This is a genomic window from Sphingomonas sp. PvP018 (assembly GCF_017876865.1).
Lineage (GTDB): Bacteria > Pseudomonadota > Alphaproteobacteria > Sphingomonadales > Sphingomonadaceae > Sphingomonas > Sphingomonas aerolata.
Window position 1 is genome coordinate 725,228 of record NZ_JAGIOU010000001.1, and the last position, 23,396, is coordinate 748,623.

The window sequence follows — 23,396 nt, forward strand, 5'->3', positions numbered from 1 at the left end:
CCCGCCCGTTCTCTGTGGCAATCCAAGCCAATAGGAGAACGACGATGGCCGACAAGGATACCCCGCAGGAAGTCGCGAACACCTTCCTCGACAAGCTGAAGTCCAGCCCGTTCGTGATGATCGGCCTCGACGACGGCCAGCATTCCGAGCCGATGACCGCACAGCTCGACGACGATCAGCCCAACGTGCTGTTCTTCTTCGCCGGTCGCGACAACCGCATCGCCAAGGGCGGCGCGGCGATGGCGCAGTTCGTCGGCAAGGGGCATGATTTCTTCGCGTGCATGGCCGGCACCGTCTCGCAGATGAACGACCGCACGCAGATCGACAAGCTGTGGAACAACCAGGTCGAGGCCTGGTTTCCGGGCGGCAAGGAAGACCCCAACCTCACGCTGCTGCGCTTCGACATCAACAGTGCGGAACTCTGGGAAACCGACATTTCGCTGACCGGACGCGTCAAGATGCTGTTCGGCGGCACGATCACGTCGAGCGAATCGAGCAGCCACGCAGTCGTCGACTCGGTCGGATGACCCAGATACCGATCGCGACCGCCGGTTTCAGGACCGGCGGTCGCGATCGACCCTTATACTGGCGGATTCTTATCCGTTCGCGGTGATGAACTCTTCGACCACCGGCGCGATCGTGTTGCGCCAGCGCGATCCGTTGAAGATCCCGTAATGGCCGGCCCCCTCGGCGATCAGATAGCGCTTCTTTGCCTCCGGAAGAGCGGTCGCCAGCGACAGCGCCGCCTTCGTCTGCCCCAGCCCCGAAATATCGTCGCGCTCGCCCTCGATCGCCAACAGGCCGATATCGGTGATCGCCGCCGGATCGACCGGCCGTCCGCGGTGCGTCAGCAACCCGCGCGGCAGCGCGTGGGTCTGGAACACCACGTCGATCGTCTGAAGATAGAATTCGGCGGTCATGTCGCAGACCGAGCGATATTCCTCGTAGAACCCCTTGCTCGCCATCGCGCTCTCGCCGTCGCCCTGGACGAGATGCTTATACATCTCCCAGTGCGAGACCATGTGGTTGCCGAGGTTCATCGACATGAACCCGGCCAGCTGCAGGAAGCCCGGATAGACCTTGCGCCCCGCGCCCGGGTAATTCGCCGGCACCGTCGCGATGACATTCTGTTCGAACCACGTATGCGGACGCTCGGTCGCGAGCGTGTTGACCGCGGTCGGCGCCTCGCGCGTATCGACCGGCCCGCCCATCAGCGTCAGCGTCTTCGGCCGGCACGGGTTGCCGTCCGCGCTCATCAGCGCCGCCGCGGCATAGCAGGGCACCGATGGCTGGCAGACCGCCAGCATATGCGTGCCGCCCTGCCCCTCGTTCGCGCCGATCGCCTCGAGGAACGCGATCACATAATCGATATAATCGTCGAGATCGAACCGTCCGGCGGACAGCGGCACGCTGCGCGCGTCGCGCCAGTCGGTGATGTACACATCGGCGAACGGCAGCATCCGCTCGACCGTGCCGCGCAGCAGAGTCGCATAATGCCCCGACATGGGCGCGACGATCAGCAGCTTGGGTCCGCCCTCGACGCCCTCCCGCACGAACCGCTTGAGCTGGCCGAAATCCTTGCGCAGCACGATCTCCTCGCGGACCGCGACTTCGCGTCCGTCGATGATCGTGTGGTCGAGGCCGAACGCCGGCTTTCCGCGAGTCGCATTGACGTGCGCGAACACCTCCAGCGCCGATCCGACGACCGCACCGCCGCCCAAATAGGCGAATGGGTTTGCTGGATTGTTCAGCATTCCCGCCCCGAAACTGGCCATTCTGCTGGCACCTGCCATCATCGACCGCTGAAATTCATAGGCATCGTAGAGCATTCGGTATCCTCTACCCCAAAAGGGGTTAACATTTCCGTAACGCAATTATGCTGCCGCGCAACAGAGCATTGCCGGGACGCAGGCGCGAGCGTGTCCCAATCCCGTGCGCGTCCTGCTTGTCCAACGTCCCGGCCGTCATGCGGTTGCCGTTGAGCGTGACCCTCGCCACTGCTAGGCGATCCGCCATGGCCAAGCCGATACTCGACGAAAAGACGCCCCGCCGGATCGGCGACCTTGCAATGGTGTGGCGACACGCCGCGAACTACCCGCGCCAGATCACCTTTGCGGGACTCGCGCTGGTAACCACCTCGGCTGCGACGATCGGCATACCCTACGGGTTCAAGCGCGTGATCGACCGCGGCTTCGGCCCGGGCGCGAGCGGATCGGTCGGGACCTCGTTCCATTATCTGCTCATGATCGTCGTCGTGCTCGCGGTCGCGACCGCGGTGCGCTTCTATTATGTGTCGTGGCTCGGCGAACGAGTCGTCGCGGACATCCGCACCACGGTCCAGCGTCACCTGCTCACCCTGACGCCGCGCTTCTTCGAGGAAAATCGCCCGTCGGAGATCGCCTCGCGGCTGACCTCGGACACCGCGCTGATCGACCAGGTCGTCGGCAGCACCGTCTCGATCGCGCTGCGCAACACCTTCACCGGGGTCGGCGGGCTGATCTACCTGTTCGCGATCTCGCCCAAGCTCGCTGGCCTGCTGATGATCGGCATCCCCCTGATCGTCCTGCCGATCGCGCTGCTCGGCAAACGCGTCCGCAACTATTCGCGCACCTCGCAGGACCGCGTTGCCGATGTCGGCTCGATCGCCACCGAGACGCTCGGCGCGATGAAGGTCGTGCAGGCGTTCGGGCAGGAAGACCGCGAGGCGACCCGCTTCGGCGACGCGGTGCGCGCGACCTTCGCCGCGGCGCGTGCGCGGATCCTGTTGCGCGCGATCATGACCGCGATCGTCATCGGCCTGCTGTTCGGCTCGATCACGCTGGTGCTGTGGGAAGGCGCGGTCGACGTCGCCGCCGGGCGGATCAGCGGCGGCGCGATCGCCGCCTTCGTCCTCACCGGCGGGATCGTCGCGGGCGCGTTCGGAGCGCTAACCGAGGTGTACGGCGATCTGCTGCGCGGCGCGGGTGCCGCCGGGCGGCTGTCCGAACTGCTCCGCGAGACGCCCGAGATCGCACCGCCCGCCACGCCCGTCGCGCTGCCACAGCCGTCGCGCGGTGCACTCGCCTTCGAGGGCGTCCAGTTCCATTACCCGACCCGCCGCGACGTCGCCGCGCTCAACGGCTTCTCGCTCGACATCAAACCAGGCGAGACGGTCGCGGTCGTCGGCCCCTCGGGCGCGGGCAAGACCACCTTGTTCCAGCTCGTCCAGCGCTTCTACGATCCCGATGCGGGTCGCGTGACGCTCGACGGCGTGGACCTGCGCGACGCCGATCCCGCCGCGGTCCGCGCCCGGATCGCGATGGTGCCGCAGGAAACGGTGATCTTCGGTGCGTCGGCGCGTGACAATCTCCGCTATGGCGACTGGACCGCGACCGACGACCAGCTCTGGGCCGCCGCCGAGGCCGCCAACGCCGCCGAATTCCTCCGCAAGCTCCCCGAAGGACTCGACACCTTCCTCGGCGAAGGCGGCGCGCGGCTGTCGGGCGGCCAGCGCCAGCGCGTGACGATCGCGCGCGCGCTGCTCCGCGACGCCCCGATCCTGCTGCTCGACGAGGCGACCAGTGCGCTCGACGCGGAGAGCGAACGGCTCGTTCAGGAGGCTTTGGAACGGCTGATGGCGAACCGCACCACGCTCGTCATCGCGCACCGCCTCGCAACCGTCCGCGCCGCCGAACGGATCATCGTGATGAACGACGGCCAGATCGTCGAGGAGGGCTCGCACGGGGCGCTGATGACCAACAGCGGCCTCTATGCGCGGCTGGCGAGCCTGCAGTTCAACGACGCGGCCTAGCCCTTCGGCGGTTTCGCCCGCCTGGGCTTGGGCAACCGCAGCTCCGCGGCCGAGATCCGCACGATCTCGGCCATCCAGTCGGCATCGTCCCAGCGATCCGCGTCGATCACCAGACAGGGTTTCGCCCCCGGATAGGGCGATGCTTCCTCGATCGCCGCGCCGTCGCTGCCCGCGAACGCGCGCCCGCCGGGAGTCGGCTTGAGGAACAGCCGGTCGTCGCAGATCAGCGCCACCATCCGCCCTTCGCAATAGACGCCATATTCGCCGAACATCGGCCGTGCGGCGACCTCGCCCGCCGCGGCGATCTGCTCGACGATGAACGCGACGATGCTCGGATCGGAGGCCATTGCGCGATCCTGACAGATCCGCCCCGCCTTGACGAGACGCGGCGTTTCGCTTGCGGGGCGGCGCCGGTCGGGGCAGAACCGCGGCAAAACGGGAGATGGACATGCGCGACTTCGACATCGTCATCTATGGCGCGACCGGCTTCACCGGCCGGCTGGTCGCCGAATATCTGGTCCAGGCCTATCCGACCGGCCTGACCTGGGCGATGGCCGGGCGGTCGCGCACCAAGCTCGAGGAGGTTCGCGACCTGATCGGCGCGCCCGCCGACACGCCGCTCATCACCGCCGACTCGGCCGATCCGGCGAGCCTGCGCGCGATGGTCGAGCGTGCCACCGTCGTGATCTCGACCGTCGGGCCCTACCAGCTCTACGGCTCCGACCTCGTCGCCGCCTGCGCCGCATCGGGCACGGCCTATGTCGACCTGTGCGGCGAGCCCGCCTGGATGCGGCACATGATCGACGCGCACGAGGGGGAGGCCACGCGCACCGGCGCGCGGATCGTCTTCTCCTGCGGCTTCGACAGCATCCCGTTCGATCTCGGCGTGCTCACGCTCCAGGAGGCGGCCAAGGCGCGCTACGGCAGTCCTGCGCCGCGCGTGAAGGGCCGCGTCCGAACGATGAAGGGCACCTTCTCCGGCGGCACCGCGGCCAGCCTCAAGGCGACGCTTGCCGCCGCCGCGCGCGATCCCGGCCTCGTCAAGCTGCTGACCAGCCCGTTCGCGCTTACCCCGGGCTTCACCGGGCCGCATCAGCCGACCGGGCTGCTCCCCGAATATGACTCGACGCTCCAGACCTGGGTCGCGCCGTTCGTGATGGCGCCGATCAACACCAAGAACGTCCACCGCACCAATTTCCTGCTCGGCAAGGCCTATGGCGCGGACTTTGTCTATGACGAGATGATGGTCGCGGGGCTCGGCGACATGGGCAAGGCCGCGGCCGAGGCGATCGCGAAGTTCAATCCCTTCGCCGGCGACAAGGGCCCGAAGCCCGGCGAAGGCCCCTCCAAGGCCGAACGCGACGAAGGCCATTACGACCTGCTGTTCGCAGGGATCATGCCCGATGGCAGCCGCATCGACACCGTCGTCACCGGTGATCGCGACCCGGGCTATGGATCGACCAGCAAGATGATCGCGGAGGCGGCGATCTGCCTCGTGCGCGATGTCGCGGGCGATGGCGGCATCTGGACGCCGGGCGCGCTGATGGGCGCCAGACTGCGCGACCGGCTGATCGCGCATGCCGGGCTGACCTTCGTCGCCAGCTGAGCGATCACGGCGTAAACATTTGATATAAGGGTGATCGCGCCCTATCTGAACGGGGGATTACAAAGGACTCCCGCCTCGATGCTCGTCGGTCATTCCCTGTCGGACCCGAACGGTCTGCTACTGACGATGGACCAGACCGTCGAGGACCTGCTGCAGCGGCCGCTGCGCGAACTGGTCGGGCGGTCCTATGCCGACGTGACCCACCCGGACGACCGCGTCCGCAACATCGATCGGGTCACCATGCTCGCCCCCGGCGCAGGCCCGGTCTGCATCCGCAAGCGCTATCTCCAGCCCGGCGGTGCCGCGGTGTGGGTCGACGTCCATGTCTCGCGGCTCGACCGTGGGCTTGAGGCCGGCCGGCTCGTCGGCACGCTCTACCTCCCGCAAGCCAAGGCGCTCACCGCGGTGCCCGACGTCGTCATGCCCGAACGGCTCTGGCAGGTCGCGCTGAAGGTCGACCGAAGCCTGCACCGACGACGCGAACAGCTGGGCGACGACCTGTTCGGCGACCATGCCTGGCTCGTGCTGGTGCAGATCTATCTCGCCGAGGCCGAGGGTCGGGTGATCGATGCGGCGACGCTGGGCGCGCTGTCGCTGCTCGATCTGCCGCGCACGCACCGCTGGATCGGCGCGCTCGCCGAAAAGGGCCTGGTCGAACGCCCCGACTGCAGCGCGGGCGTGATCCAGCTCACCGCCACGGGCCTCGCCAGGACCGAAACCCTGCTCGCCACCTACTCCGACTTGGCGTAACAGCGGCGGCGCCATCTTCGATCCGGACCGTCCTGCCCATGCCTGCCGACCCCTTACCCGCCGCCAATTCTCTGGCGAGCCATCCCGAGTCCCTCGGACCGGTCCGCGTCGCCGCGCTCTATCGCTTCACGCCCTTTGCCGACATCGCCGCGATCAAGCCGCCGCTCGCCGCGCTGTGCTGTGCGCAAGGCGTGAAGGGCACGCTGCTGCTCGCAGCCGAGGGGATCAACGGCACGATCGCGGGGACCGACGCGGCGATCGACACCGTCCTCGCGCATATCCGCGCGCTGCCCGGCTGTGCCACGCTCGACGTCAAGGATTCGCGCGCCGCGACGATGCCGTTCCACCGCATGAAGGTCCGCCTCAAGCGCGAGATCGTGACGATGGGCGAACCCGATATCGATCCGCTCGGTGATGTCGGCCGCTATGTCGAGCCCGGCGAGTGGAACGCGCTGATCGCCGATCCGGGCACGATCGTGATCGACACGCGCAACGATTATGAGGTCGCGGTCGGCAGCTTTGCAGGCGCGATCGACCCGAAGACGCGCAGCTTCCGCGACTTCCCCGCCTGGTTCCGCGAGCACCGCAACCAACTCGTCGGCGACGGCCCGCCGCCGAAGATCGCGATGTTCTGCACCGGCGGGATCCGTTGCGAGAAGTCGACCGCGTTCCTGAAAGCGGAAGGGTTAGACGAGGTCTATCACCTGAAGGGCGGCATCCTCAAATATCTCGAAACCGTGCCCGAGGCGGAGAGCCTGTGGGAAGGCGAATGCTTCGTCTTCGATCAGCGCGTCGCGGTCGGCCACGGCCTCGCCCCCGGCACGCACGGCCTGTGCCATGCCTGCCGCATGCCCGTCAGCCCCGCCGACCGCGCCTCGCCGCTCTACGTTGAGGGCATCAGCTGCCCCGCCTGCCACGACGCCCGCGACGCGACCCAGCGCGCCGGCTATGCCGAACGCGAACGCCAGATGCGCCTCGCCGAAGCCCGCGGCCAGACGCACGTCGGCGCGGTCCTCCCGCAGACGCACGCGGATGACGAGGGCCACACTCCGTCATCCTGATAAAGTCCGGACGCACACCCCTTCCCGTCATCCTGACGAAAGTCAGGATCCAGAGCCACGAAGGTGCCGCCCGTTACTCTGGATCCTGACTTTAGTCAGGATGACGACGTTCAGGCGGCGGATCCCAACCCGTGCGAACCCTCGGCAAACCGCGCTGCGAGCGCCGCATTCCCCTGCGACATCGCCAGCGACGCCACGCTGTTCCCCGCCGCATCGACCACCGCCGGGTCCGCACCCTGTTCGATCAGCAGGTCGATGATCGCCCCCTGATTGAACAACGCCGCCATCATCAGCGCGGTCTGCCCGACGCCGTTGCGCCGGTTCACGTCCGCCCCCGCCTCGATCAGCAACCGCGCGATCGGCGTATAGCCCTTGAAGCACACCCCCATCAGCGCGGTATTGGCGGTGCTCGCCGGATCGCCATCGGCCCGCGCGCCCGCGTCGAGCAGCAGCCGCGTCGTCGATTCCTGCGCATTGTAGCTCGCCAGCACGAGGGGGGTGTACCCCCGCGCATCGGTCACCTCGATATCGACCCCCGCCTGCAGCAGCGCGGGGATCATCTCGTCCCGCCCCATCCGCGCGGCATCGAACATCAGTTCGACCAGCCGCTCGATCGGCGGCAATGGCGGCAGCTCGCGTACGTCAGTCATCATTCGCCTCGATGATATGCGGGACGAAGCGCGCCAGGTTGCGCGTCACCACCGTCTCATCCTCCCGAACGCCGATCCCCGCGGCTTCGTTGCCGACGATCCACGCCCCGATCACCGGATGCCGCCCGTCGAACACCGGCGGCGGCGCATAGGCCTGGAGGATCGCCCCTTCGGCACCATAGCCCTGGTCGAGAATGGCGGGCGTGCCGCCCTCCCCGCCGACGATCTCGACATTGGCGCCCTCGCGCGAAAATAGCGGCTTGCGGACATGGCGCGGCCCCAGGATCGTCGCCGCCGGATCGCCGTCGAAATACGCCGGCAGCAGATTCGGATGCCCGGGATGCCGCTCCCACAGCAGCGGCAGGATGCCCTTGTTCGACAGGATCGATTTCCACGCCGGCTCGATCCAGCGCACGTCCGCGCGTGACAGGTTCGGCGCATAGGGCTCGCGCAGCATGAACTCCCATGGATAGAGCTTGAACGCCGCCTGCACTTCGAAGCCTTCGGGGTCGACGAACCGGCCATCGGCGGCGAGGCCGATATCCTTCATCTCGACGAACTTGGGCTCGATCCCGACCTGGCTCGCCAGATCCTCGAAGAACCGCACCGTCTGCCGGTCCTCGATCGCGGTCGCATCGGCTGCGAAATGGACGAAGCCACCACTCGGGAACAGCGCGCGGAAGCGTTCGCGCAGCTTGTCGAACAGGCTGTTGAACTGGTCGGTCCCCGCCGGCATCGCCCCGCTCGCGAGCAGGTCCTCGAGCCACATCCACTGGAATGTCGCGCATTCGAACACCGATGTCGGCGTATCGGCATTATATTCGTAGAGCTTGGCCGGCCCCGTCCCGTCATAGGCGAAGTCGAACCGGCCATAGAGCGACGGCTGGCGCGTCCGCCACGTCTCCGCGACGTAATTCCACTGCTCGCGCGGGATGGCGAGCCGCTCCATCAGCTGCTGGTCGCGCACCACCTCGTCGACCAGGTCGACGCACATCGCGTGCATCTGTTCGGCCGCGGGTTCGAGATCCTCCTCGATCTCCGCCAGCGTGAAGGCATAGGCGGCGCTCTCGTCCCAATAGGGTTCGATTGCGTCGCCGACCGCCGTGCCGTGATAGACGAACCCGATCGCGTCGGCCCGTTCGCGCCAGTCGCCGCGCGGGTCGACCGCGATCCGGCGCATCAGTTGTCCTGCGTCTTGCTGTCGTCGCGCTGCTCGATCCGCAGCGTCTGCCCGAGCTGATCGGTCTTGGGCGCGGTCAGCCGGGCGAGCACGTCGTCCGCGGACGACTGACCCGGCAGGATCCCCGCCTGACGCAGCTTCTCGTCGAGATCCGCGCCGGTGCGCCGATCCTCCAGCTCGCCGGCCGCCTTGATCCGCTCGCCGCGTATCGCCTGCCGCTCGCGGATCCGCGCGAGGCTGTCCGCCGCGGAACCCAGCTTGTTGCCCGCGCCGATGCTGCCCGATGCGACCGTCGCCTGCGCCTTCTGCACCGACTCGTTGACCTTGACGACCTCGACCTCGCGGCGGAGCTGCTCGATCTTGCGGTCGGTCTGCGCGACCGCGGTGTGGATCTGCTCCTCGGCGGCGCGCATGTCCTCGACCTGCGGGCTCTTCAGCGCGATGTCCTGTTCGAGATCGGCGATCCGCTGCGCGACCTGCCGTGCAAGGTCCATATTGCCCTTCTCGACCGCGATCCGCGCCGAGGCCTCGTATTTCGCGGCCTGCGCGCGGAAGCTCTCGACCTCGGTCTCGAGGATCCGGCGGCGGGCGACCAGCCCGGCCAGGTCGTCGCGCGCTTTCCCTTGCGCCTTGTCCGCGTCGCGGATCTCCTGGTCGAGGATCCGCAGGGCGTTCGCGTCGACGACCGCCGCGCCGGCTTCATGCGCGCCCGCCCGGCCGAGGGTGAAAATCTTGCTCCAGATGGCCATGCCAGTCTCTCCGTATGATGCTTTGGGTCAGGCGGCGGGGATCTGCGCGTTGCGCAGGTCGGTGGCCGCATCGATCGCGTTCTCGGCCAGCGTGCGCAGCTCGATCACTATCGTGTCGAGCCGGCTCGACGTCGCGAGTTCGCCGAACAGTTCATAATAATCGCACCCCTCGACGCTGCCGATCCCGAAGTTCGACAGCGGCACCAGCTTCTGCGTCTTCAGCAAGAACGCGTTGAACGCCGCCTGATCCTCCTGCTCGTCGCACGGCCAGAGCAGGGTCGAGGCCGAGATCTGCGCCTCGCTGACATTGACGAACAGTTCGAGGTCGCCATGCTCGTGCATCGTGACGAGCAGGATCGGATCGGCCCCCTCGACGATACGGACGCTCAACTCCCCCGTTTTCGCAGGCTCGGACGTATCGAGCGCGGCCTTGAGGCTGCGGACGGTCCAGATGTCGGTCAATGCGAGAACTCCCGTGCTTGTCGCGTGCCCGCACACATAGGCGTCGGCGAAGGGCGCGCCAATGGCGCTTTGCGAGCATCGCCGCTTTCGCCTATGCACAGGCCGAACCATAACGTGAGGATTGCATGTTCGATCGCCTGTTCGGCCGCAAGCAACCGCTTGAAGGCTCCGGACTTCCCGTCATCCGCAACGTCACGCTCGGCCGCACGGTGACCGTCGACCCGCTCGCCTGGCGCCGGTTCGGGTCGGAGCTGCTGTTCCCGTTCGACCGCGACACGCTGGTGATCGTCGCGCAGGGTCTGGTCGACCTCAACGAGGGCGGGTTCGTCCACCGGTTCTACACCGATGACGACATCATGTTCCAGGCGGTCTCGAACGACCGCGCTGGGCAGGACGTCACCGACGTCACGATTTTCGCGCCCTGGGAGAGCGCCTACCCCTCCTCCGCCGCCGAACGCCCCGCCTGGAAGTCCCGGCTCAAGGCGCGCAGCTTCACCGCCGAGGGGCTCCCCGACTATGACCGCGTCTGGTTCGGCCCCGAGGCGAGCGAACAGGAACCGGTGACCTTCTGGGAGGATCTCCACGACGACCGCGACGGCATCGTCGATCGTCGCATCTTCCAGACCTGCATGCTGTTCGGCCGCGACCTGCCGGGCGACGACGGCCGCGAACTGCTGCTCGCGATCGACCAGGAGAATGAGGCGGGCGAGGTCTCGTTCGAGATCATGCTCGGCGTCGCACTGGAACTCGGCGAGTTCCGCGCCTAGCATCGTCGCATCAGCGTTCCGGGGGATTCAGATGATCGACTATTACAGCTTCGGCGCCAGCGCGGCGGCCTTCCTGATCGCGTTCGTCGCGGCCGGGCTCTTCACCATCGCGTTCAAGATCATCTTCCAGGCGACCACGCCCTATAACGAGAAGGCGCTGATCCGCGACGGCAATACCGCCGCGGCGATCACGCTGGGCGCGGCGTTGCTCGGCTATGTCCTCCCGCTCGCCTCCGCGCTGACGCACACCGTCACGCTGGTCGAGTTCGCGGTGTGGGCGGTGCTCGCAGGCGTGATCCAGATCGTCGCCGCGCTCGTCGTCCGCCGCCTCGTGATGCGCGACATTCACGACCGGATCGTGCGGGGCGATATCGCCGCCGCCACCTATATGGGCAGCATCTCGCTCTGCGTCGGCATCCTCAATGCCGCGTGCATGACGAACTGAGAGGCAAAGACATGAAGCGTTCCAGCTCGATCGTCCTCACCGGCCTGATCGCGGGCTCGGGCATCTCGCTGACCGCCTGCGATGGCGATGTCGGCGGCAAGCCCGTCGACGCTCAGAGCTATGCCTCGGTCGCCGAATGCCGCTCGGCGGGGGCGATCCCGGCCGCGCAGTGCGACACCGCCTATGAACAGGCCAAGACCGACGCCGCCAAGACCGCACCACGGTTCGAGGACAAGCAGACCTGCGAGGAGCAGTTCGGCGCCGCGCAGTGCGAACCCCGCAACAATGGCAGCGGTGGCAGCTTCTTCACGCCGTTGCTGACCGGGTTCATCATCGGCCAGGCGCTCAACGGCGGCTATGGCTATCGCGGCGCGCCGATGTACCGCGACCGTCAGGGCAATTATTATGGCGGCGCCGGCGGCCGCATCAGCCGCGATTACGTCACCGGCCGCACCCGCGTCGGCTCGGACGCCTTCACCCCCACCACGGCGCGCGCGCCCGCGCGGGTCCAGACCCGCAGCTCGGTAATCTCGCGCGGCGGGTTCGGCGGCGGCTTCGGCGGCCGCGGCGGGTTCGGCGGCTGACCCCTGATCCTCCCCCGCCAGGGGGAGGACAGGATCTCAGGCGTCCCGCGGCACGCGCAGCATCGCCAGCGCCGCGACGCCCATCACCCCCGCCGCGATCAGCATCGCCCAGACCGGGTCGCCCGGAAACACCGTCCGCATCACCTGCCCCATCACCGACGATACGATCAGCTGCGGCAGCACGATGAAGATGTTGAACAGCCCCATGTAGACGCCCAGCTTGGCCTGCGGCAGCGCGTTGGACAGCATCGCATAGGGCATCGTCAGGATCGACGACCAGGCGATCCCGATCAGCACCATCGACCCGATCAGCGCATGGGGATCGCGCAGCAACAGGAACGACCCGAACCCCGCCGCCCCGCTCAGCAACCCCAGGATATGCGCATTGCGCCGCCCGATCCGGCCCGCGAGCCACGGCATCACGAACGCCCACACCGTCGCCACGCCATTATACACCGCGAACAGCACCCCGACCCAGTTCGCGCCGTCATTATACGCCGCACTCGCTGTGTCGGTCGTCCCGAACGCGCGCTGCGTGACGATCGGCGTGGTGTAGATCCACATGATGAATAGCGCCGACCAGGTAAAGAACTGGACCAGCGCGAGCCGCTTCATCGTTTGCGGCATGGTCGCAAGATCGCCGACGATCTGGCTGAGAACATTGGACTCGCGACCCGACCGGACCAGCGCGGCGCTGATCAGCAGCGCGATACCGAACGCGATCAGCCCGGCGCCGAGCAGATAGACCGGCTTGTCGAGCCCGAACCGCGCCACCGCCGCGATCACGATCGCCCCGAGCGCGATCCACACCGGCGCCAGCCGCGCGCCCGATCCGGCCGGTGCCGCTATCGCCGGCGCCGCCTCGACCACGCCACCATCCTGCTCGAACGCCGCCATCTCGTCGGGCGAATATTCCTTCGTCGTCAGCACCGTCCACAGCACCGCGCAGAACAAGGCCGCCGCACCGAGATAGAAGCCATAGCGCACCGATGGCGGGATCCCGCCGCCCGCCGCGGTATTGGCGACGTGGAAGACGTCGGTCAGGATCAGCGGCGCCAGGCTGCCGATCACCGCGCCCGCGCCGATGAAGCCGGTCTGGAACGCATAGCCCGCGGTCCGCTGCCGGCTGCCCAGCATGTCGCCGACGAACGCACGGAACGGCTCCATCGCGACGTTGAGCGATCCGTCGAGCATCCACAGCAACGCCGCCGCGACCCACAGCACGGGCGCGTTCGGCATCCCCAGCAACGCGATCGTCGCCAGCACCGCACCGCCCAGGAAATAGGGTCGCCGGCGCCCGAGCCGCCCCCATGTCCGGTCACTGTAATGCCCGATCACCGGCTGGACGAGCAGCCCGGTCAGCGGCGCGGCGATCCACAGAAAGGCAAGATCGTCGACGCTGGTGCCGAGCGACTGGAAGATCCGGCTGACATTCGCATTCTGCAGCGCGAAACCGATCTGGATCCCGAAGAACCCGAACGAGATGTTCCACAGACCCCAGAAACCCTGACGCGGCTTCTCGCGCGTCACGCCGCGGCCTCGCCCGACGAACGCCGTACGACGAGTTGCGTCGGCAGCACGATGCTCGTCACCGGGCGATCGTCGATCCGCGCGAGCAGCATCTCGACCAGCCGCCGGCCGCCCAGCACCGTGTCCTGCGCCACCGTCGTCAGCGGCGGGTTGGCCAGACTCGCGGCAGGAATGTCGTCGAACCCGACGATCGCGACGTCGTCGGGCACGATCCGCCCCGCCCCCGCCAGCACCCGCATCGCCGACAGCGCGATCAGGTCGCTCGCCGCGACGATCGCGTCGAACGCCACCCCGCGCGCGAGCAACGCCTGCGCCGCGCGCGTGCCGTCTTCCTCGGTCGTGATCGCATCGACCTGCAAGTGCGGATCGGCATCCAGGCCATGTTCCGCGAGCGCCGCGAGATAGCCGCGGTGGCGGTCGTAGAATTCCGGATAATGATCGGTCGCATCGCCCAGGAACGCGATCCGCGTCCGCCCCTGCGCGATCAGATGCCGCGTCGCCTCCGCACCGCCCGCGACATTGTCGCACCCCACGGTCAGCCCGGGCTGGTCGTGCCGCACCGATCCCCAGCGGATGAAATGCGTCCCCTGCGCCACAAGGTGATCCAGCCGCGCGCGATAATCCGCATAATCGCCATAGCCGAGCAGGATCAGCCCGTCGGCACGGTGGCTGTCTTCGTAATCGGTATGCCAGTCGGACGAGAAATTCTGGAACGAGACGAGCAGGTCATAGCCGTGATCGGCACACGCCCCCATCATCGCGCCCAGCATGCCCAGGAAGAACGGATTGACCTCGGTCTCGTCGGGCGTCGGATCGCGGAACAGCAGCAGCGCGATCGTCCGCGTCTTGCCGCTGCGCAGGTTCGAGGCACTGCGGTCGACGGTATAGTTGAGCTGCTTGGCGATCGCCTCGATCCGCTGCCGCGTCGCCGGGCTGACCGTCGGGCTTCCCCGCAGCGCGCGCGACACGGTCGGCTGCGATACGCCCGCGGCCTGCGCGATGTCGAACGACGTGGATTTGCGCTGGGCACTCAAGACAAGGATCCTCTCGGGGGCGCTCGGACGGCGTCGCCGTCGCAATCATCACTCCAGTTTCGGCACAACGTCAACGCATTGGCCCCCGCGATCCGTGGCAAATCGGCAACACGGCCGGAACGGCCGCACTGAATACGTATGTCGATTGATTGGCTTTCGTGAGGCGGAATTCCATTGGAACGCCACACACGGCCCACGGCGCGAAAGATGCAGCGGGGCTTTCAGGGGAGTTGAACATGACGACGTCCAAGCGTTTCCCGGCATCTGCCGCGCATCACCTTTTCACCCTATCGGCCAGCGGCACCGCGCTCGCCGTGGCGCTCTTCGCCGCGTCGGTCGCCGACGCGCAGGTCGCGACCGATCCCGCCCCGGCCTCCGCCGACAACACCGTGTCGAGCGCACCCTCGACGCCCGCCCCGACCGTCGCGACGCAGGACGCCACCGCCCCGAGCAGCGGCCCCGCAGCCGAGTCGAGCGACGACATCGTCGTCACCGGTTTCCGCGCCAGCCTGCGCTCGTCGATCGCGGTCAAGCGCAACCTCGACGTCGTCGCCGAGATCGTCTCGGCCGAGGATATCGGCCGCTTGCCCGACGTCTCGATCGCCGAGTCGCTCGCCCGCCTGCCCGGCGTCACCTCGCAGCGTACCGGCGGCCAGGCCTCCGCGATCAACATCCGCGGGCTCAGCCAGGATCTCGTCTCCGCCACGCTCAACGGACGCGAACAGGTCGCGACCTCGGGCAACCGCGTCATCGAATTCGACCAGTATCCGTCCGAACTCATCAACCAGGCCGCGGTCTACAAGAGCCCCAAGGCCTCGCAGATCGAGGGCGGCGTCGCCGGCAAGGTCGAGCTCAGCACCGCGCGCCCGCTCAGCATCCCCGGCAAGACGCTCGTCAGCGTCAACGTCCGCGGCGTCTATAACGACCGCGCCGGCCAGAACCCCGACGCCAGCGAATTCGGCTATCGCGGCAGCGCCTCGATCCAGACCAAGCTGCTCGACGACACGCTCGGCCTCGCGGTCGGCTATGCGCGTCTGAAGCAGGCGAACGTCGCGACGCGCTTCGTCGGCTATGATTACACCGCGACCGGCCAGAACGGCAGCCCGGCGATCCGCGACCTCGACGGCAACGGCCGCGCCGACGCGATCGGCTATGGCTTCGAGGCGGTCCAGTCGGGCGGCAACGAGACCCGCGACGGCGTGCTCGGCAGCGTCCAGTATGAGCCGACCGACACGTTCCGCGTCCTGCTGGACGGCTATTATTCGCGCTTCAAGTCGGACGTGTTCCGCCGCGGCATCCGGGTTGAGAACCTGCAGCAGACCAGCAGCAACCTGACCGACCCGACCGTCATCGGCAACACGATCGTCGGCGGCACCACGTCGGGGATCCGGACGCGCACCATTCAGCAGAACGAGAACCGGCTCGATCGACTCTACACCTTCGGCGGCAACGTCGCCAAGGACATCGGTCAGCTCACGCTGAGTGTCGACGGCTCCTATTCGCGTGCCTCGAGCTTCTTCAACGACTCGGGTCTCGACGATAACGGCAACACGACGACGACGCCGACCACGCTGAGCTACAAGCTCGACGGGCTGAACGTCGGCTCGTTCGCCACCAGCGCAGACTACACCAATCCGGCGCAGAACAATTTTGAGGGGTTCTACATCACCCCGACCAAGGACACCGATCGCCTCTACGCCTTTGCCGGGACCGCGCTCTACAAGATCGACGGCTCGTTCCTGAAGTCGCTCGAACTCGGCGGCCGCTATGGCAATCGCCGGGCGGAGCGGGTGAAGACGACGTTTGACGGATTCACCTTCGCTGCGCCGGTGACGGTCGATTCGAGCAATTCGTCGATTGCCGGGTTCAAGGGCAAGTTCGCGTCCTTCCCCGACTTCCTCGTCGCCGACATCGGCAGCATCCTCGATGCGCAGCTGGGCCCCGATCGTGTCGTAGGCCAGCCCGCCAGCCAGCCCTTCACGCGCGATCAGAGCTTCACGATCGACGAGAAGACCTATGCGGGCTATGCCCAGCTCAACTTCGACACGATCGCCGGGTCGCTGCCGTTCAAGGGCAATATCGGCCTGCGCGTCGTGCACACCGACCAGTCGTCGTCGTCGACCATCGCATTCGTCGACGATCCCGCAACGGCGGTGAACGAGGGGCTGAACCGTTACGACAATACGCGTGGTCGCAAGTTCACCGACTGGCTGCCCCAGGCGAACTTCATCCTCGGCCTGACCGAGAACGACCAGGCCCGCCTGTCGCTCTCGCGCCAGATCTCCCGCCCGCGCTTCTTCGATTTCCGCAACGCGGTATCGACCAATCTCGTGGCGATCGGCGGCACCACGGCGCGGCTCGACGGCAGCGGCGGCAACCCCGCGCTCCAGCCGTTCCGCGCCAACCAGTTCGACGCCACCTATGAGCATTATTTCGGCAACAGCGGCTCGTTCGTCCTCGGCGCCTTCTACAAGGACATTCGCAGCTTCGTGATCGGCGGCGTCATCCCCAATTACGACTTCGCCGCGAACGGCATCTCCGCACCGCCGCTCACCGGAACGCCGTATACCAGCGTCGTCACGACCGGCAATCTGTTCGCACCGATCAACGGCAATGGCGGCTATGTCTATGGTTTCGAAGGCGCCATCACCAAGACGTTCGACTTCCTGCCGGCGCCGTTCGACGGCCTCGGCGCGGTGCTCAACATCTCGTACAACCAGTCCGACGTCAGCATCACCAACGCGATCAGCGGCAACACGCTCTCGCTGTCGCTGCCGGGTCTGTCGAAGATCGTCTCCAACCCGACGCTCTTCTACGAGAAGAACGGCTTCCAGACGCGCGTCTCGATGCGCTACCGCTCGAAGTTCGTCGCACCGCAGTTCGGCCTCAGCGAGCAGATCGTCACCAATGCCGCCGAGACCGTGTTCGACGCGCAGATGAGCTATGAATTTCCGCAGGGCAGCCCGCTCGCCGGGATGACGCTGCTCGCGCAGGCGAACAACCTGACCGACCAGCCGACCCGCTCCTATTTCGGCCAGACCGCACAGACGGGCACGCTGCAATATTTCGGCCGTCAGTTCTATCTGGGTGCGAGCTTCCGCTTCTAACGACCTGTAATACCGCCGTTCGCCCGGGGTCCTCCCGGCGGACGGCGACCTGGCGCCGGTGGCGCCGTCACCGAGTTCCGGTGCGAAAAGGACATCCGATGATCAAGAGCGTCGCCACCATCCTGGCAGGGTTGCTCGCGCTCTCGCCCGCCATCGCAGACCCCGGCCCTGCACCGAAGGCCGCACCGGCCACCGACTATCGCGCGCGACTGCCGCAGGACGAGGTCATCTATTTCGTCCTCCCCGACCGGTTCGAGAATGCCGATCCCGCCAACGACCGCGGCGGCCTGACCGGCGATCGCCGCGTCACCGGCTTCGACCCGACCGCCAAGGGCTTCTACCATGGCGGCGACCTCAAGGGCCTGACCAGCCGGCTCGGCTATCTCCAGTCGCTCGGCGCGACCGCGATCTGGCTCGGCCCGATCTTCAAGAACAAGCCCGTCCAGGGCGCGCCCGGCCGGGAGTCGGCTGGCTATCACGGCTACTGGATCACCGACTTCACGCAGGTCGATCCGCATCTCGGCACCAATGCCGACATGACCGCGCTCGTCACCGCGGCGCATGCGCGCGGGATGAAGGTCTATATGGACATCATCATCAACCACACTGCCGACGTGATCCAGTACCGCGAGTGCACCGAGGGCACCCCCTGCGCCTATCGCGACCGCGCCAACTACCCCTATCAGCGCAAGCTCGGCCTGCGCGGCAAGGCGATCAATTCCGGTTTCGCTGGCGACGCCGTCCGCACGCCTGAGAACTTCGCGCGGCTGACCGACCCCGGCTTCGCCTACACGCCCTATGTCCCTGCGAAGGAACGGACCGTGAAGGTCCCCGCCTGGCTCAACGACCCGATCTACTACCACAACCGCGGCGACTCGACCTTCACCGACGAGAGCTCGACGATGGGTGACTTCTCCGGCCTCGACGATCTCGCGACCGAGAATCCGCGCGTCGTATCGGGCATGATCGACATCTTCGGCGGCTGGATCGACCGGTTCAAGGTCGACGGCTTCCGCATCGACACCGCGCGCCACGTGAACCCCGAATTCTGGCAGGCCTTCACGCCCGCGATGCTCGACCGCGCCAGGGCGAACGGCATCCCTAATTTCCACATCTTCGGCGAGGTCGCCTATGGAACGATGGATCCGGGCTATCTCGCGCGGTTCACCCGCGTCGACAAGCTGCCCGCGGTGCTCGACTTCGGCTTCCGCTGGGGCGTGACCGACGTCGTCGCGGGCAATAAGGGCACCAACGAACTCGCCGCCTTGTTCGACGGCGACGCACTCTACGAACACGGCGCCGACACCGCGATGATCCTGCCGACCTTCCTCGGCAACCACGATCAGGGCCGCTTCGCGCGCGACGTCCGCCGCCTCAACCCGACTGCGAGCGAGGCCGAGGTGCTCGCCCGCGTCAAGCTCGGCCATGCGATGCTGCTGACGATGCGCGGCGTGCCGACCATCTATTCGGGTGACGAACAGGGCTTTGCCGGCGACGGCGACGATCAGGACGCGCGCGAGGACATGTTCGCCTCGAAGGTCGCGGTCTATAACGACAACCGCCTCGTCGGCACCGACGCGACCACCGCGACCCCCAGTTTCGGTACGACCCACCCGCTGTTCCGCCAGATCGCCCAGCTCGCCCGCCTCCGCGTCGCGCACCCGGCGCTGACCCGCGGCCGCACGCTCGTCCGCGCGCGGGGCGACACGCCCGGCCTGTTCGCGGTCTCGCGCTTCGATCCCGTGACCGGCGCCGAGATGCTCCTTGCGTACAACACCAGCGCAAAGCCGCTGACCAGCGCGATCCAGGTCGAGACTCGCTCGACCCGCTTCGATACGCTCGCGGGCGCTTGCGCCGCGCGCGCGACCGCCCCCGGCAGCGTCACGCTGACCATCCCCGCCTTTGGCTATGCGGTCTGCGCCGCGGAGACCCGCTGATGCCCGACGATACGAGCCTGCCCGTGCACCGACCCTGGTGGAAGGGCGCGGTCATCTACCAGATCTATCCGCGCAGCTTTGCGGATTCGAACGGCGACGGCATCGGCGACCTGCCCGGCATCACCCGCCATCTCGACTATGTCGCGAACCTCGGCGTCGATGCGGTCTGGCTCTCACCCTTCTTCACGTCGCCGATGAAGGACTTCGGCTATGACGTTGCGAACTACCGCGATGTCGACCCGATCTTCGGAACGCTCGCCGATTTCGACACGCTGATCGCGCGCGCCCATGCGCTCGGGCTGAAGATCATCATCGACCAGGTCTACAGCCACACCTCGGACGAGCATCCCTGGTTCGTCGAGAGCCGCTCGTCGCGCACCAACCCCAAGGCCAATTGGTATGTCTGGGCCGACGCCAAGCCCGACGGCAGCCCGCCGTCCAACTGGCAGTCGGTCTTTGGCGGCCCCGCCTGGACCTGGGACGCGCGCCGTCGCCAATATTATCTGCACAATTTCCTGAAGGAGCAGCCCCAGCTCCACCTTCACGATGCGGACGTTCAGGACGAGATCGTCGACACCGCCAAATTCTGGCTCGACCGCGGCGTCGACGGCTTCCGGCTCGACGCGATCAACTTCGCGATGCACGACCCCGCGCTGACCGACAATCCGCCGGTCACCGACAACAGCCTGAAGACGCGCCCCTTCGACTATCAGGCGCATGTCCACAACCAGAGCCATCCCGACATCCCCGCCTTTCTCGAACGGCTGCGGCGACTGATTGACGGGTATGGCGACCGCTTCACCGTGGCCGAGGTCGGCGGCGCGGACAGCGACCGCGAGATGAAGCTGTTCACTCGCGGCCAGACCCGGCTGAACAGCGCCTATGGCTTCGACTTCCTCTACGCGTCGGACCTTCGTCCCAGCACCGTTGCCGACGCGATCACGCTCTGGCCGTCGGACGCGGAGATGGGCTGGCCGAGCTGGGCGTTCGAGAATCACGACGCCCCCCGCGCCGTCTCGCGCTGGATCGGCCCCGATGACCGCGACGCCTTCGCGCGGATGAAGATCGCGCTGCTCGTCTGCCTGCGCGGCAATATCTTTCTCTATTATGGCGAGGAACTGGGCCTGACCCAGGTCGAGGTGCCGTTCGACCAGCTCCAGGATCCCGAGGCGATCGCCAACTGGCCGCTGACGCTGTCGCGCGACGGCGCCCGCACGCCGATGCCGTGGCGGGCCGATGCGCCACATGCGGGCTTCACCGATGCGTCGCCGTGGCTCCCGGTCGGCAACGACCATCCCGAGCTCGCGGTCGACCGGCAGGAGGGCGATCCCGACTCGCTCCTCGCGCTCACCCGCCGCCTGCTCGCGCTGCGCCGCGAAATCCCCGCACTCGCGATCGGCGATCTGGTCCTGACCGAGGTCACCGACACGCTGCTCGCCTTCGAACGCCGTGACGGCGACCAGATCCTGCTCTGCGTCTTCAACATGGCCGCGACGGCGGTCGCGTGGAGCCCCGCTACCCCCGAACACTGGCGCGTCCGCGACAGCATCAACGACGCAACGATAGGACGACTGGGCGGCTATGCCGCGCTGATCGTCGAAAGGACCGGATCATGAAGACCCTCTCGCTCACGCTGGCGACCCTGCTCGCGACCACCGCACCCGTGATCGCGCAGGATCAGCCCGCCCCCGCCGTTACCACCCCGGCCGTCACGACGAACGAGACGATCAAGCCGCAGCCCGTCCCGACGATCCCCTCGGCGATCGCGACCTCGCCCGACGGCAGCATCGCGGTCACCGTCGCGACCGACGGCGAAGGCCATGCGACCTACAGCGTCACGCGCAAGGGCACGCTGATCGTCAAGCCGTCGCGGCTCGGCTTCCTCTTCACCGACGCGCCCAAGTTCGACCGGCATCTGAAGATCGAGACCGTCACCCGCGACAAGGCGGATTCGACCTGGACCCAGCCCTGGGGCGAGTGGAAGACGATCCGCGACAACCACACCGAGATGCGCGTCCGCTTGCGCGAGACCGACCGGTTGCAGCGCGCGATCGACGTCGTGTTCCGGCTTCAGGACGACGGCATCGGCTTCCGCTACGTCTTCCCCGACCAGCCCAATTTCAAGACGATCAACATCGCCGAGGAGCTGACGCAGTTCGCCTTCGCCGAGGACGCGACCGCCTGGTGGAAGCCCGGCTTCGAATGGAATCGCGAGGAATATCTCTACAACCGCACGCCGCTCGCCGATGTCGGCACCGCCGCGACACCGATCACGTTGAAGCTCGCAGGCGGCACGCATGTCGCGCTGCACGAGGCGGCGCTGGTCGACTATGCCGGCATGAACGTCGCCAAGGTCGAGGGCAACACGCTGAAGGCGGTGCTGACCCCCGGCGCCGGCGCGCCCAAGGTGACGCGGACCGGCCCGTTCGCGACGCCGTGGCGCACGCTGATCCTCTCGGACGACGCACCCGGCCTCTACATGAGCCATATCGAGCTCAATCTGAACGAGCCGAACAAGCTGGGCGACGTCAGCTGGGTGAAGCCCGGCAAGTTCGTCGGCGTCTGGTGGAACATGATCACCGGCAAGTGGAGCTGGGCGACCGGCCCCAATCACGGCGCCACCACCGCGCATGTGAAGACCTATATCGACTTCGCCAGCGCCAACAAAATCCCCGGCGTCCTCGTCGAGGGCTGGAATGTCGGCTGGGACGGCGACTGGTTCGGCGACGGCACCGCGATGCAGTTCGACACGCCGACCCCCGATTTCGACGCCGGCTATCTCGCGAAATACGCCAAGTCGAAGGGCGTCTACCTGATCGGCCATAACGAGACCGGCGGCTCGGCCAGCCATTATGACGGCCAGCTCGACCGCGCCTTCGCCTTTGCGCGCGATCACGGCATCCCCGCGATCAAGACCGGCTATGTCACCGACGCGGGCCAGATCGAGCGCGTCGATCCCGACGGGTCGCAGCACCGCGAATGGCATGAGGGCCAGTGGATGGTGAACCACTATACCCGCGTCGTCACCACCGCCGCCAAGTACAAGGTGTCGATCGACAGCCACGAGCCCGTCAAGGACACCGGCCTGCGCCGCACCTATCCCAACTGGATCGCGCGCGAGGGGTCGCGCGGGATGGAATATAACAGCTGGGCCGGCAAGAACCCGCCCGAGCACGAGGCGAACCTTGCCTTCACGCGCATGCTCGAGGGGCCGATGGACTTCACCCCCGGCGTGCTCAGCCTCAAGGGCACCGACGACAGCGATCTGCTGTCGACCATCGCCAAGCAGCTCGCGCTCTACGTCGTGCTCTATTCGCCCGTCGTGATGGCGGCGGACACGCCGGAGAACTACGCGAAATATCCCGCCGCGTTCCAGTTCATCAAGGACGTGCCGACCGACTGGTCCGACACTCGCGTGCTCAACGGCGAGGTCGGCGATTTCGTCACCTTCGCGCGCAAGGACCGCAAGTCGAACGACTGGTATGTCGGCAGCGTCACCGACGAGAATGCCCGGACGCTCACCGTCGCGCTCGACTTCCTCGACGCCGGCCGGACCTACACCGCGCAGATCTACCGCGACGGCCCCGGCGCCGACTACAAGACGACCGCACGCCACGCGATCACGATCGAGACGAAGCGCGTCCGCAAGGGCGACACGCTGACGCTCGCGCTCGCGCCCGGCGGCGGTCAGGCGATCCGCTTCAAGGCGCGCTGAGCCGGCAGGACTGGCGCTGCGGTGTCGCA

At 67.2% G+C, this 23,396-nt stretch carries 20 protein-coding genes; 12 read left to right on the plus strand and 8 right to left on the minus strand.

All coding sequences use genetic code 11. From position 1 onward, the window contains the following. Positions 1 to 44: 44 nt before the first annotated feature. Positions 45 to 527: a pyridoxamine 5'-phosphate oxidase family protein gene (locus tag J3A66_RS03020; RefSeq protein ID WP_031394543.1), complete on the plus strand. Its 483-nt coding sequence runs from the start codon at positions 45 to 47 to the stop codon at positions 525 to 527. Positions 528 to 596: 69 nt separating this feature from the next. On the opposite strand, the gene phaZ is transcribed toward J3A66_RS03020, so the two are convergent. Then, positions 597 to 1,829 carry a polyhydroxyalkanoate depolymerase gene (gene phaZ, locus J3A66_RS03025; RefSeq protein ID WP_209567034.1) on the minus strand — a complete coding sequence of 411 codons (1,233 nt, stop codon included), beginning with the start codon at positions 1,827 to 1,829 and terminating at the stop codon, positions 597 to 599. A gap of 185 nt (positions 1,830 to 2,014) precedes the next feature. On the opposite strand from phaZ, the gene J3A66_RS03030 reads away from it, so the two are divergent. Beyond that, positions 2,015 to 3,790, plus strand: coding sequence for an ABC transporter transmembrane domain-containing protein (locus tag J3A66_RS03030; RefSeq protein WP_209567036.1), 1,776 nt, complete (start codon positions 2,015 to 2,017; stop codon positions 3,788 to 3,790). Here the strand turns inward: J3A66_RS03030 and J3A66_RS03035 are convergent. Continuing rightward, entirely contained in the window at positions 3,787 to 4,137 is a 351-nt protein-coding gene (locus J3A66_RS03035) for a TfoX/Sxy family protein (protein WP_209567038.1), read from the minus strand. The two genes, J3A66_RS03030 and J3A66_RS03035, sit on opposite strands and share 4 nt — an antisense overlap. A gap of 101 nt (positions 4,138 to 4,238) precedes the next feature. Here J3A66_RS03035 and J3A66_RS03040 point away from each other — a divergent pair, with 101 nt between their 5' ends. The 3 genes from J3A66_RS03040 to J3A66_RS03050 all read left to right on the plus strand — a co-directional run bounded on the left by J3A66_RS03040 (position 4,239) and on the right by J3A66_RS03050 (position 7,207). After that, on the plus strand, positions 4,239 to 5,396 hold the full coding sequence (locus tag J3A66_RS03040) for a saccharopine dehydrogenase NADP-binding domain-containing protein (protein WP_209567040.1): 1,158 nt from the start codon (positions 4,239 to 4,241) through the stop codon (positions 5,394 to 5,396). A gap of 78 nt (positions 5,397 to 5,474) precedes the next feature. Continuing rightward, on the plus strand, positions 5,475 to 6,146 hold the full coding sequence (locus J3A66_RS03045) for a PAS domain-containing protein (RefSeq protein WP_209567043.1): 672 nt from the start codon (positions 5,475 to 5,477) through the stop codon (positions 6,144 to 6,146). A gap of 38 nt (positions 6,147 to 6,184) precedes the next feature. Next, on the plus strand, positions 6,185 to 7,207 hold the full coding sequence (locus J3A66_RS03050) for a rhodanese-related sulfurtransferase (RefSeq protein ID WP_209567045.1): 1,023 nt from the start codon (positions 6,185 to 6,187) through the stop codon (positions 7,205 to 7,207). A 110-nt stretch (positions 7,208 to 7,317) separates the two neighbouring features. Here the strand turns inward: J3A66_RS03050 and J3A66_RS03055 are convergent, their stop codons facing one another. The 4 genes from J3A66_RS03055 to J3A66_RS03070 are packed head-to-tail and all read right to left on the minus strand — an operon-like array spanning position 7,318 to position 10,248. Beyond that, positions 7,318 to 7,857 (minus strand): ankyrin repeat domain-containing protein, encoded by a 540-nt coding sequence (locus J3A66_RS03055; protein WP_209567047.1) that lies wholly within the window; start codon positions 7,855 to 7,857, stop codon positions 7,318 to 7,320. Continuing rightward, entirely contained in the window at positions 7,850 to 9,037 is a 1,188-nt protein-coding gene (locus J3A66_RS03060; RefSeq protein ID WP_209567049.1) for a glutathionylspermidine synthase family protein, read from the minus strand. The genes J3A66_RS03055 and J3A66_RS03060 overlap by 8 nt, the downstream gene beginning before the upstream one ends. Continuing rightward, complete coding sequence (locus J3A66_RS03065) at positions 9,037 to 9,786, minus strand: PspA/IM30 family protein (RefSeq protein WP_031440688.1); 750 nt, start codon at positions 9,784 to 9,786, stop codon at positions 9,037 to 9,039. Before J3A66_RS03065 ends, J3A66_RS03060 begins: the two co-directional genes overlap by 1 nt. A gap of 27 nt (positions 9,787 to 9,813) precedes the next feature. Continuing rightward, on the minus strand, positions 9,814 to 10,248 hold the full coding sequence (locus J3A66_RS03070; protein ID WP_209567051.1) for a YjfI family protein: 435 nt from the start codon (positions 10,246 to 10,248) through the stop codon (positions 9,814 to 9,816). Positions 10,249 to 10,373: 125 nt separating this feature from the next. Here J3A66_RS03070 and J3A66_RS03075 point away from each other — a divergent pair, with 125 nt between their 5' ends. The 3 genes from J3A66_RS03075 to J3A66_RS03085 are packed head-to-tail and all read left to right on the plus strand — an operon-like array spanning position 10,374 to position 12,044. Next, positions 10,374 to 11,015: a DUF2491 family protein gene (locus tag J3A66_RS03075; RefSeq protein ID WP_159510957.1), complete on the plus strand. Its 642-nt coding sequence runs from the start codon at positions 10,374 to 10,376 to the stop codon at positions 11,013 to 11,015. Positions 11,016 to 11,046: 31 nt separating this feature from the next. Continuing rightward, a complete protein-coding gene (locus J3A66_RS03080; RefSeq protein WP_031440686.1) occupies positions 11,047 to 11,460 on the plus strand; it encodes a DUF350 domain-containing protein in 414 nt (137 codons plus the stop codon). Between the two features lie 11 nt (positions 11,461 to 11,471). Next, the gene (locus tag J3A66_RS03085) at positions 11,472 to 12,044 is read left to right on the plus strand and encodes a DUF1190 domain-containing protein (RefSeq protein WP_037529576.1); all 573 of its coding nucleotides are present in this window, start codon (positions 11,472 to 11,474) and stop codon (positions 12,042 to 12,044) included. A 36-nt stretch (positions 12,045 to 12,080) separates the two neighbouring features. Here J3A66_RS03085 and J3A66_RS03090 read toward each other — a convergent pair whose 3' ends face one another. Beyond that, positions 12,081 to 13,574: an MFS transporter gene (locus J3A66_RS03090; protein WP_209567053.1), complete on the minus strand. Its 1,494-nt coding sequence runs from the start codon at positions 13,572 to 13,574 to the stop codon at positions 12,081 to 12,083. After that, positions 13,571 to 14,608 (minus strand): LacI family DNA-binding transcriptional regulator, encoded by a 1,038-nt coding sequence (locus J3A66_RS03095; RefSeq protein WP_209567055.1) that lies wholly within the window; start codon positions 14,606 to 14,608, stop codon positions 13,571 to 13,573. The genes J3A66_RS03090 and J3A66_RS03095 overlap by 4 nt, the downstream gene beginning before the upstream one ends. Positions 14,609 to 14,844: 236 nt before the next feature. Between J3A66_RS03095 and J3A66_RS03100 the strand changes: the two genes are divergently transcribed. The 4 genes from J3A66_RS03100 to J3A66_RS03115 all read left to right on the plus strand — a co-directional run bounded on the left by J3A66_RS03100 (position 14,845) and on the right by J3A66_RS03115 (position 23,367). Beyond that, positions 14,845 to 17,715: a TonB-dependent receptor gene (locus J3A66_RS03100; RefSeq protein ID WP_209567057.1), complete on the plus strand. Its 2,871-nt coding sequence runs from the start codon at positions 14,845 to 14,847 to the stop codon at positions 17,713 to 17,715. Positions 17,716 to 17,813: 98 nt separating this feature from the next. After that, complete coding sequence (locus tag J3A66_RS03105) at positions 17,814 to 19,652, plus strand: alpha-amylase family glycosyl hydrolase (RefSeq protein WP_209567059.1); 1,839 nt, start codon at positions 17,814 to 17,816, stop codon at positions 19,650 to 19,652. Beyond that, complete coding sequence (locus J3A66_RS03110) at positions 19,652 to 21,268, plus strand: alpha-glucosidase (protein WP_209567061.1); 1,617 nt, start codon at positions 19,652 to 19,654, stop codon at positions 21,266 to 21,268. The genes J3A66_RS03105 and J3A66_RS03110 overlap by 1 nt, the downstream gene beginning before the upstream one ends. Further along, a complete protein-coding gene (locus tag J3A66_RS03115) occupies positions 21,265 to 23,367 on the plus strand; it encodes a glycoside hydrolase family 97 protein (protein ID WP_209567064.1) in 2,103 nt (700 codons plus the stop codon). Before J3A66_RS03110 ends, J3A66_RS03115 begins: the two co-directional genes overlap by 4 nt. Positions 23,368 to 23,396: the final 29 nt, after the last annotated feature.

Bases quoted from the DNA above. Each gene is read 5' to 3' on its own strand.
- J3A66_RS03060 (WP_209567049.1), bottom strand. From the start codon at position 9,037: ATGCGCCGGATCGCGGTCGACCCGCGCGGCGACTGGCGCGAACGGGCC.
- J3A66_RS03080 (WP_031440686.1), top strand. From the start codon at position 11,047: ATGATCGACTATTACAGCTTCGGCGCCAGCGCGGCGGCCTTCCTGATC.
- J3A66_RS03085 (WP_037529576.1), top strand. From the start codon at position 11,472: ATGAAGCGTTCCAGCTCGATCGTCCTCACCGGCCTGATCGCGGGCTCG.
- J3A66_RS03020 (WP_031394543.1), top strand. From the start codon at position 45: ATGGCCGACAAGGATACCCCGCAGGAAGTCGCGAACACCTTCCTCGAC.
- J3A66_RS03050 (WP_209567045.1), top strand. From the start codon at position 6,185: ATGCCTGCCGACCCCTTACCCGCCGCCAATTCTCTGGCGAGCCATCCC.
- J3A66_RS03105 (WP_209567059.1), top strand. From the start codon at position 17,814: ATGATCAAGAGCGTCGCCACCATCCTGGCAGGGTTGCTCGCGCTCTCG.
- J3A66_RS03110 (WP_209567061.1), top strand. From the start codon at position 19,652: ATGCCCGACGATACGAGCCTGCCCGTGCACCGACCCTGGTGGAAGGGC.
- phaZ (WP_209567034.1), bottom strand. From the start codon at position 1,829: ATGCTCTACGATGCCTATGAATTTCAGCGGTCGATGATGGCAGGTGCC.
- J3A66_RS03040 (WP_209567040.1), top strand. From the start codon at position 4,239: ATGCGCGACTTCGACATCGTCATCTATGGCGCGACCGGCTTCACCGGC.
- J3A66_RS03045 (WP_209567043.1), top strand. From the start codon at position 5,475: ATGCTCGTCGGTCATTCCCTGTCGGACCCGAACGGTCTGCTACTGACG.
- J3A66_RS03100 (WP_209567057.1), top strand. From the start codon at position 14,845: ATGACGACGTCCAAGCGTTTCCCGGCATCTGCCGCGCATCACCTTTTC.
- J3A66_RS03065 (WP_031440688.1), bottom strand. From the start codon at position 9,786: ATGGCCATCTGGAGCAAGATTTTCACCCTCGGCCGGGCGGGCGCGCAT.
- J3A66_RS03035 (WP_209567038.1), bottom strand. From the start codon at position 4,137: ATGGCCTCCGATCCGAGCATCGTCGCGTTCATCGTCGAGCAGATCGCC.
- J3A66_RS03055 (WP_209567047.1), bottom strand. From the start codon at position 7,857: ATGACTGACGTACGCGAGCTGCCGCCATTGCCGCCGATCGAGCGGCTG.
- J3A66_RS03030 (WP_209567036.1), top strand. From the start codon at position 2,015: ATGGCCAAGCCGATACTCGACGAAAAGACGCCCCGCCGGATCGGCGAC.
- J3A66_RS03075 (WP_159510957.1), top strand. From the start codon at position 10,374: ATGTTCGATCGCCTGTTCGGCCGCAAGCAACCGCTTGAAGGCTCCGGA.
- J3A66_RS03115 (WP_209567064.1), top strand. From the start codon at position 21,265: ATGAAGACCCTCTCGCTCACGCTGGCGACCCTGCTCGCGACCACCGCA.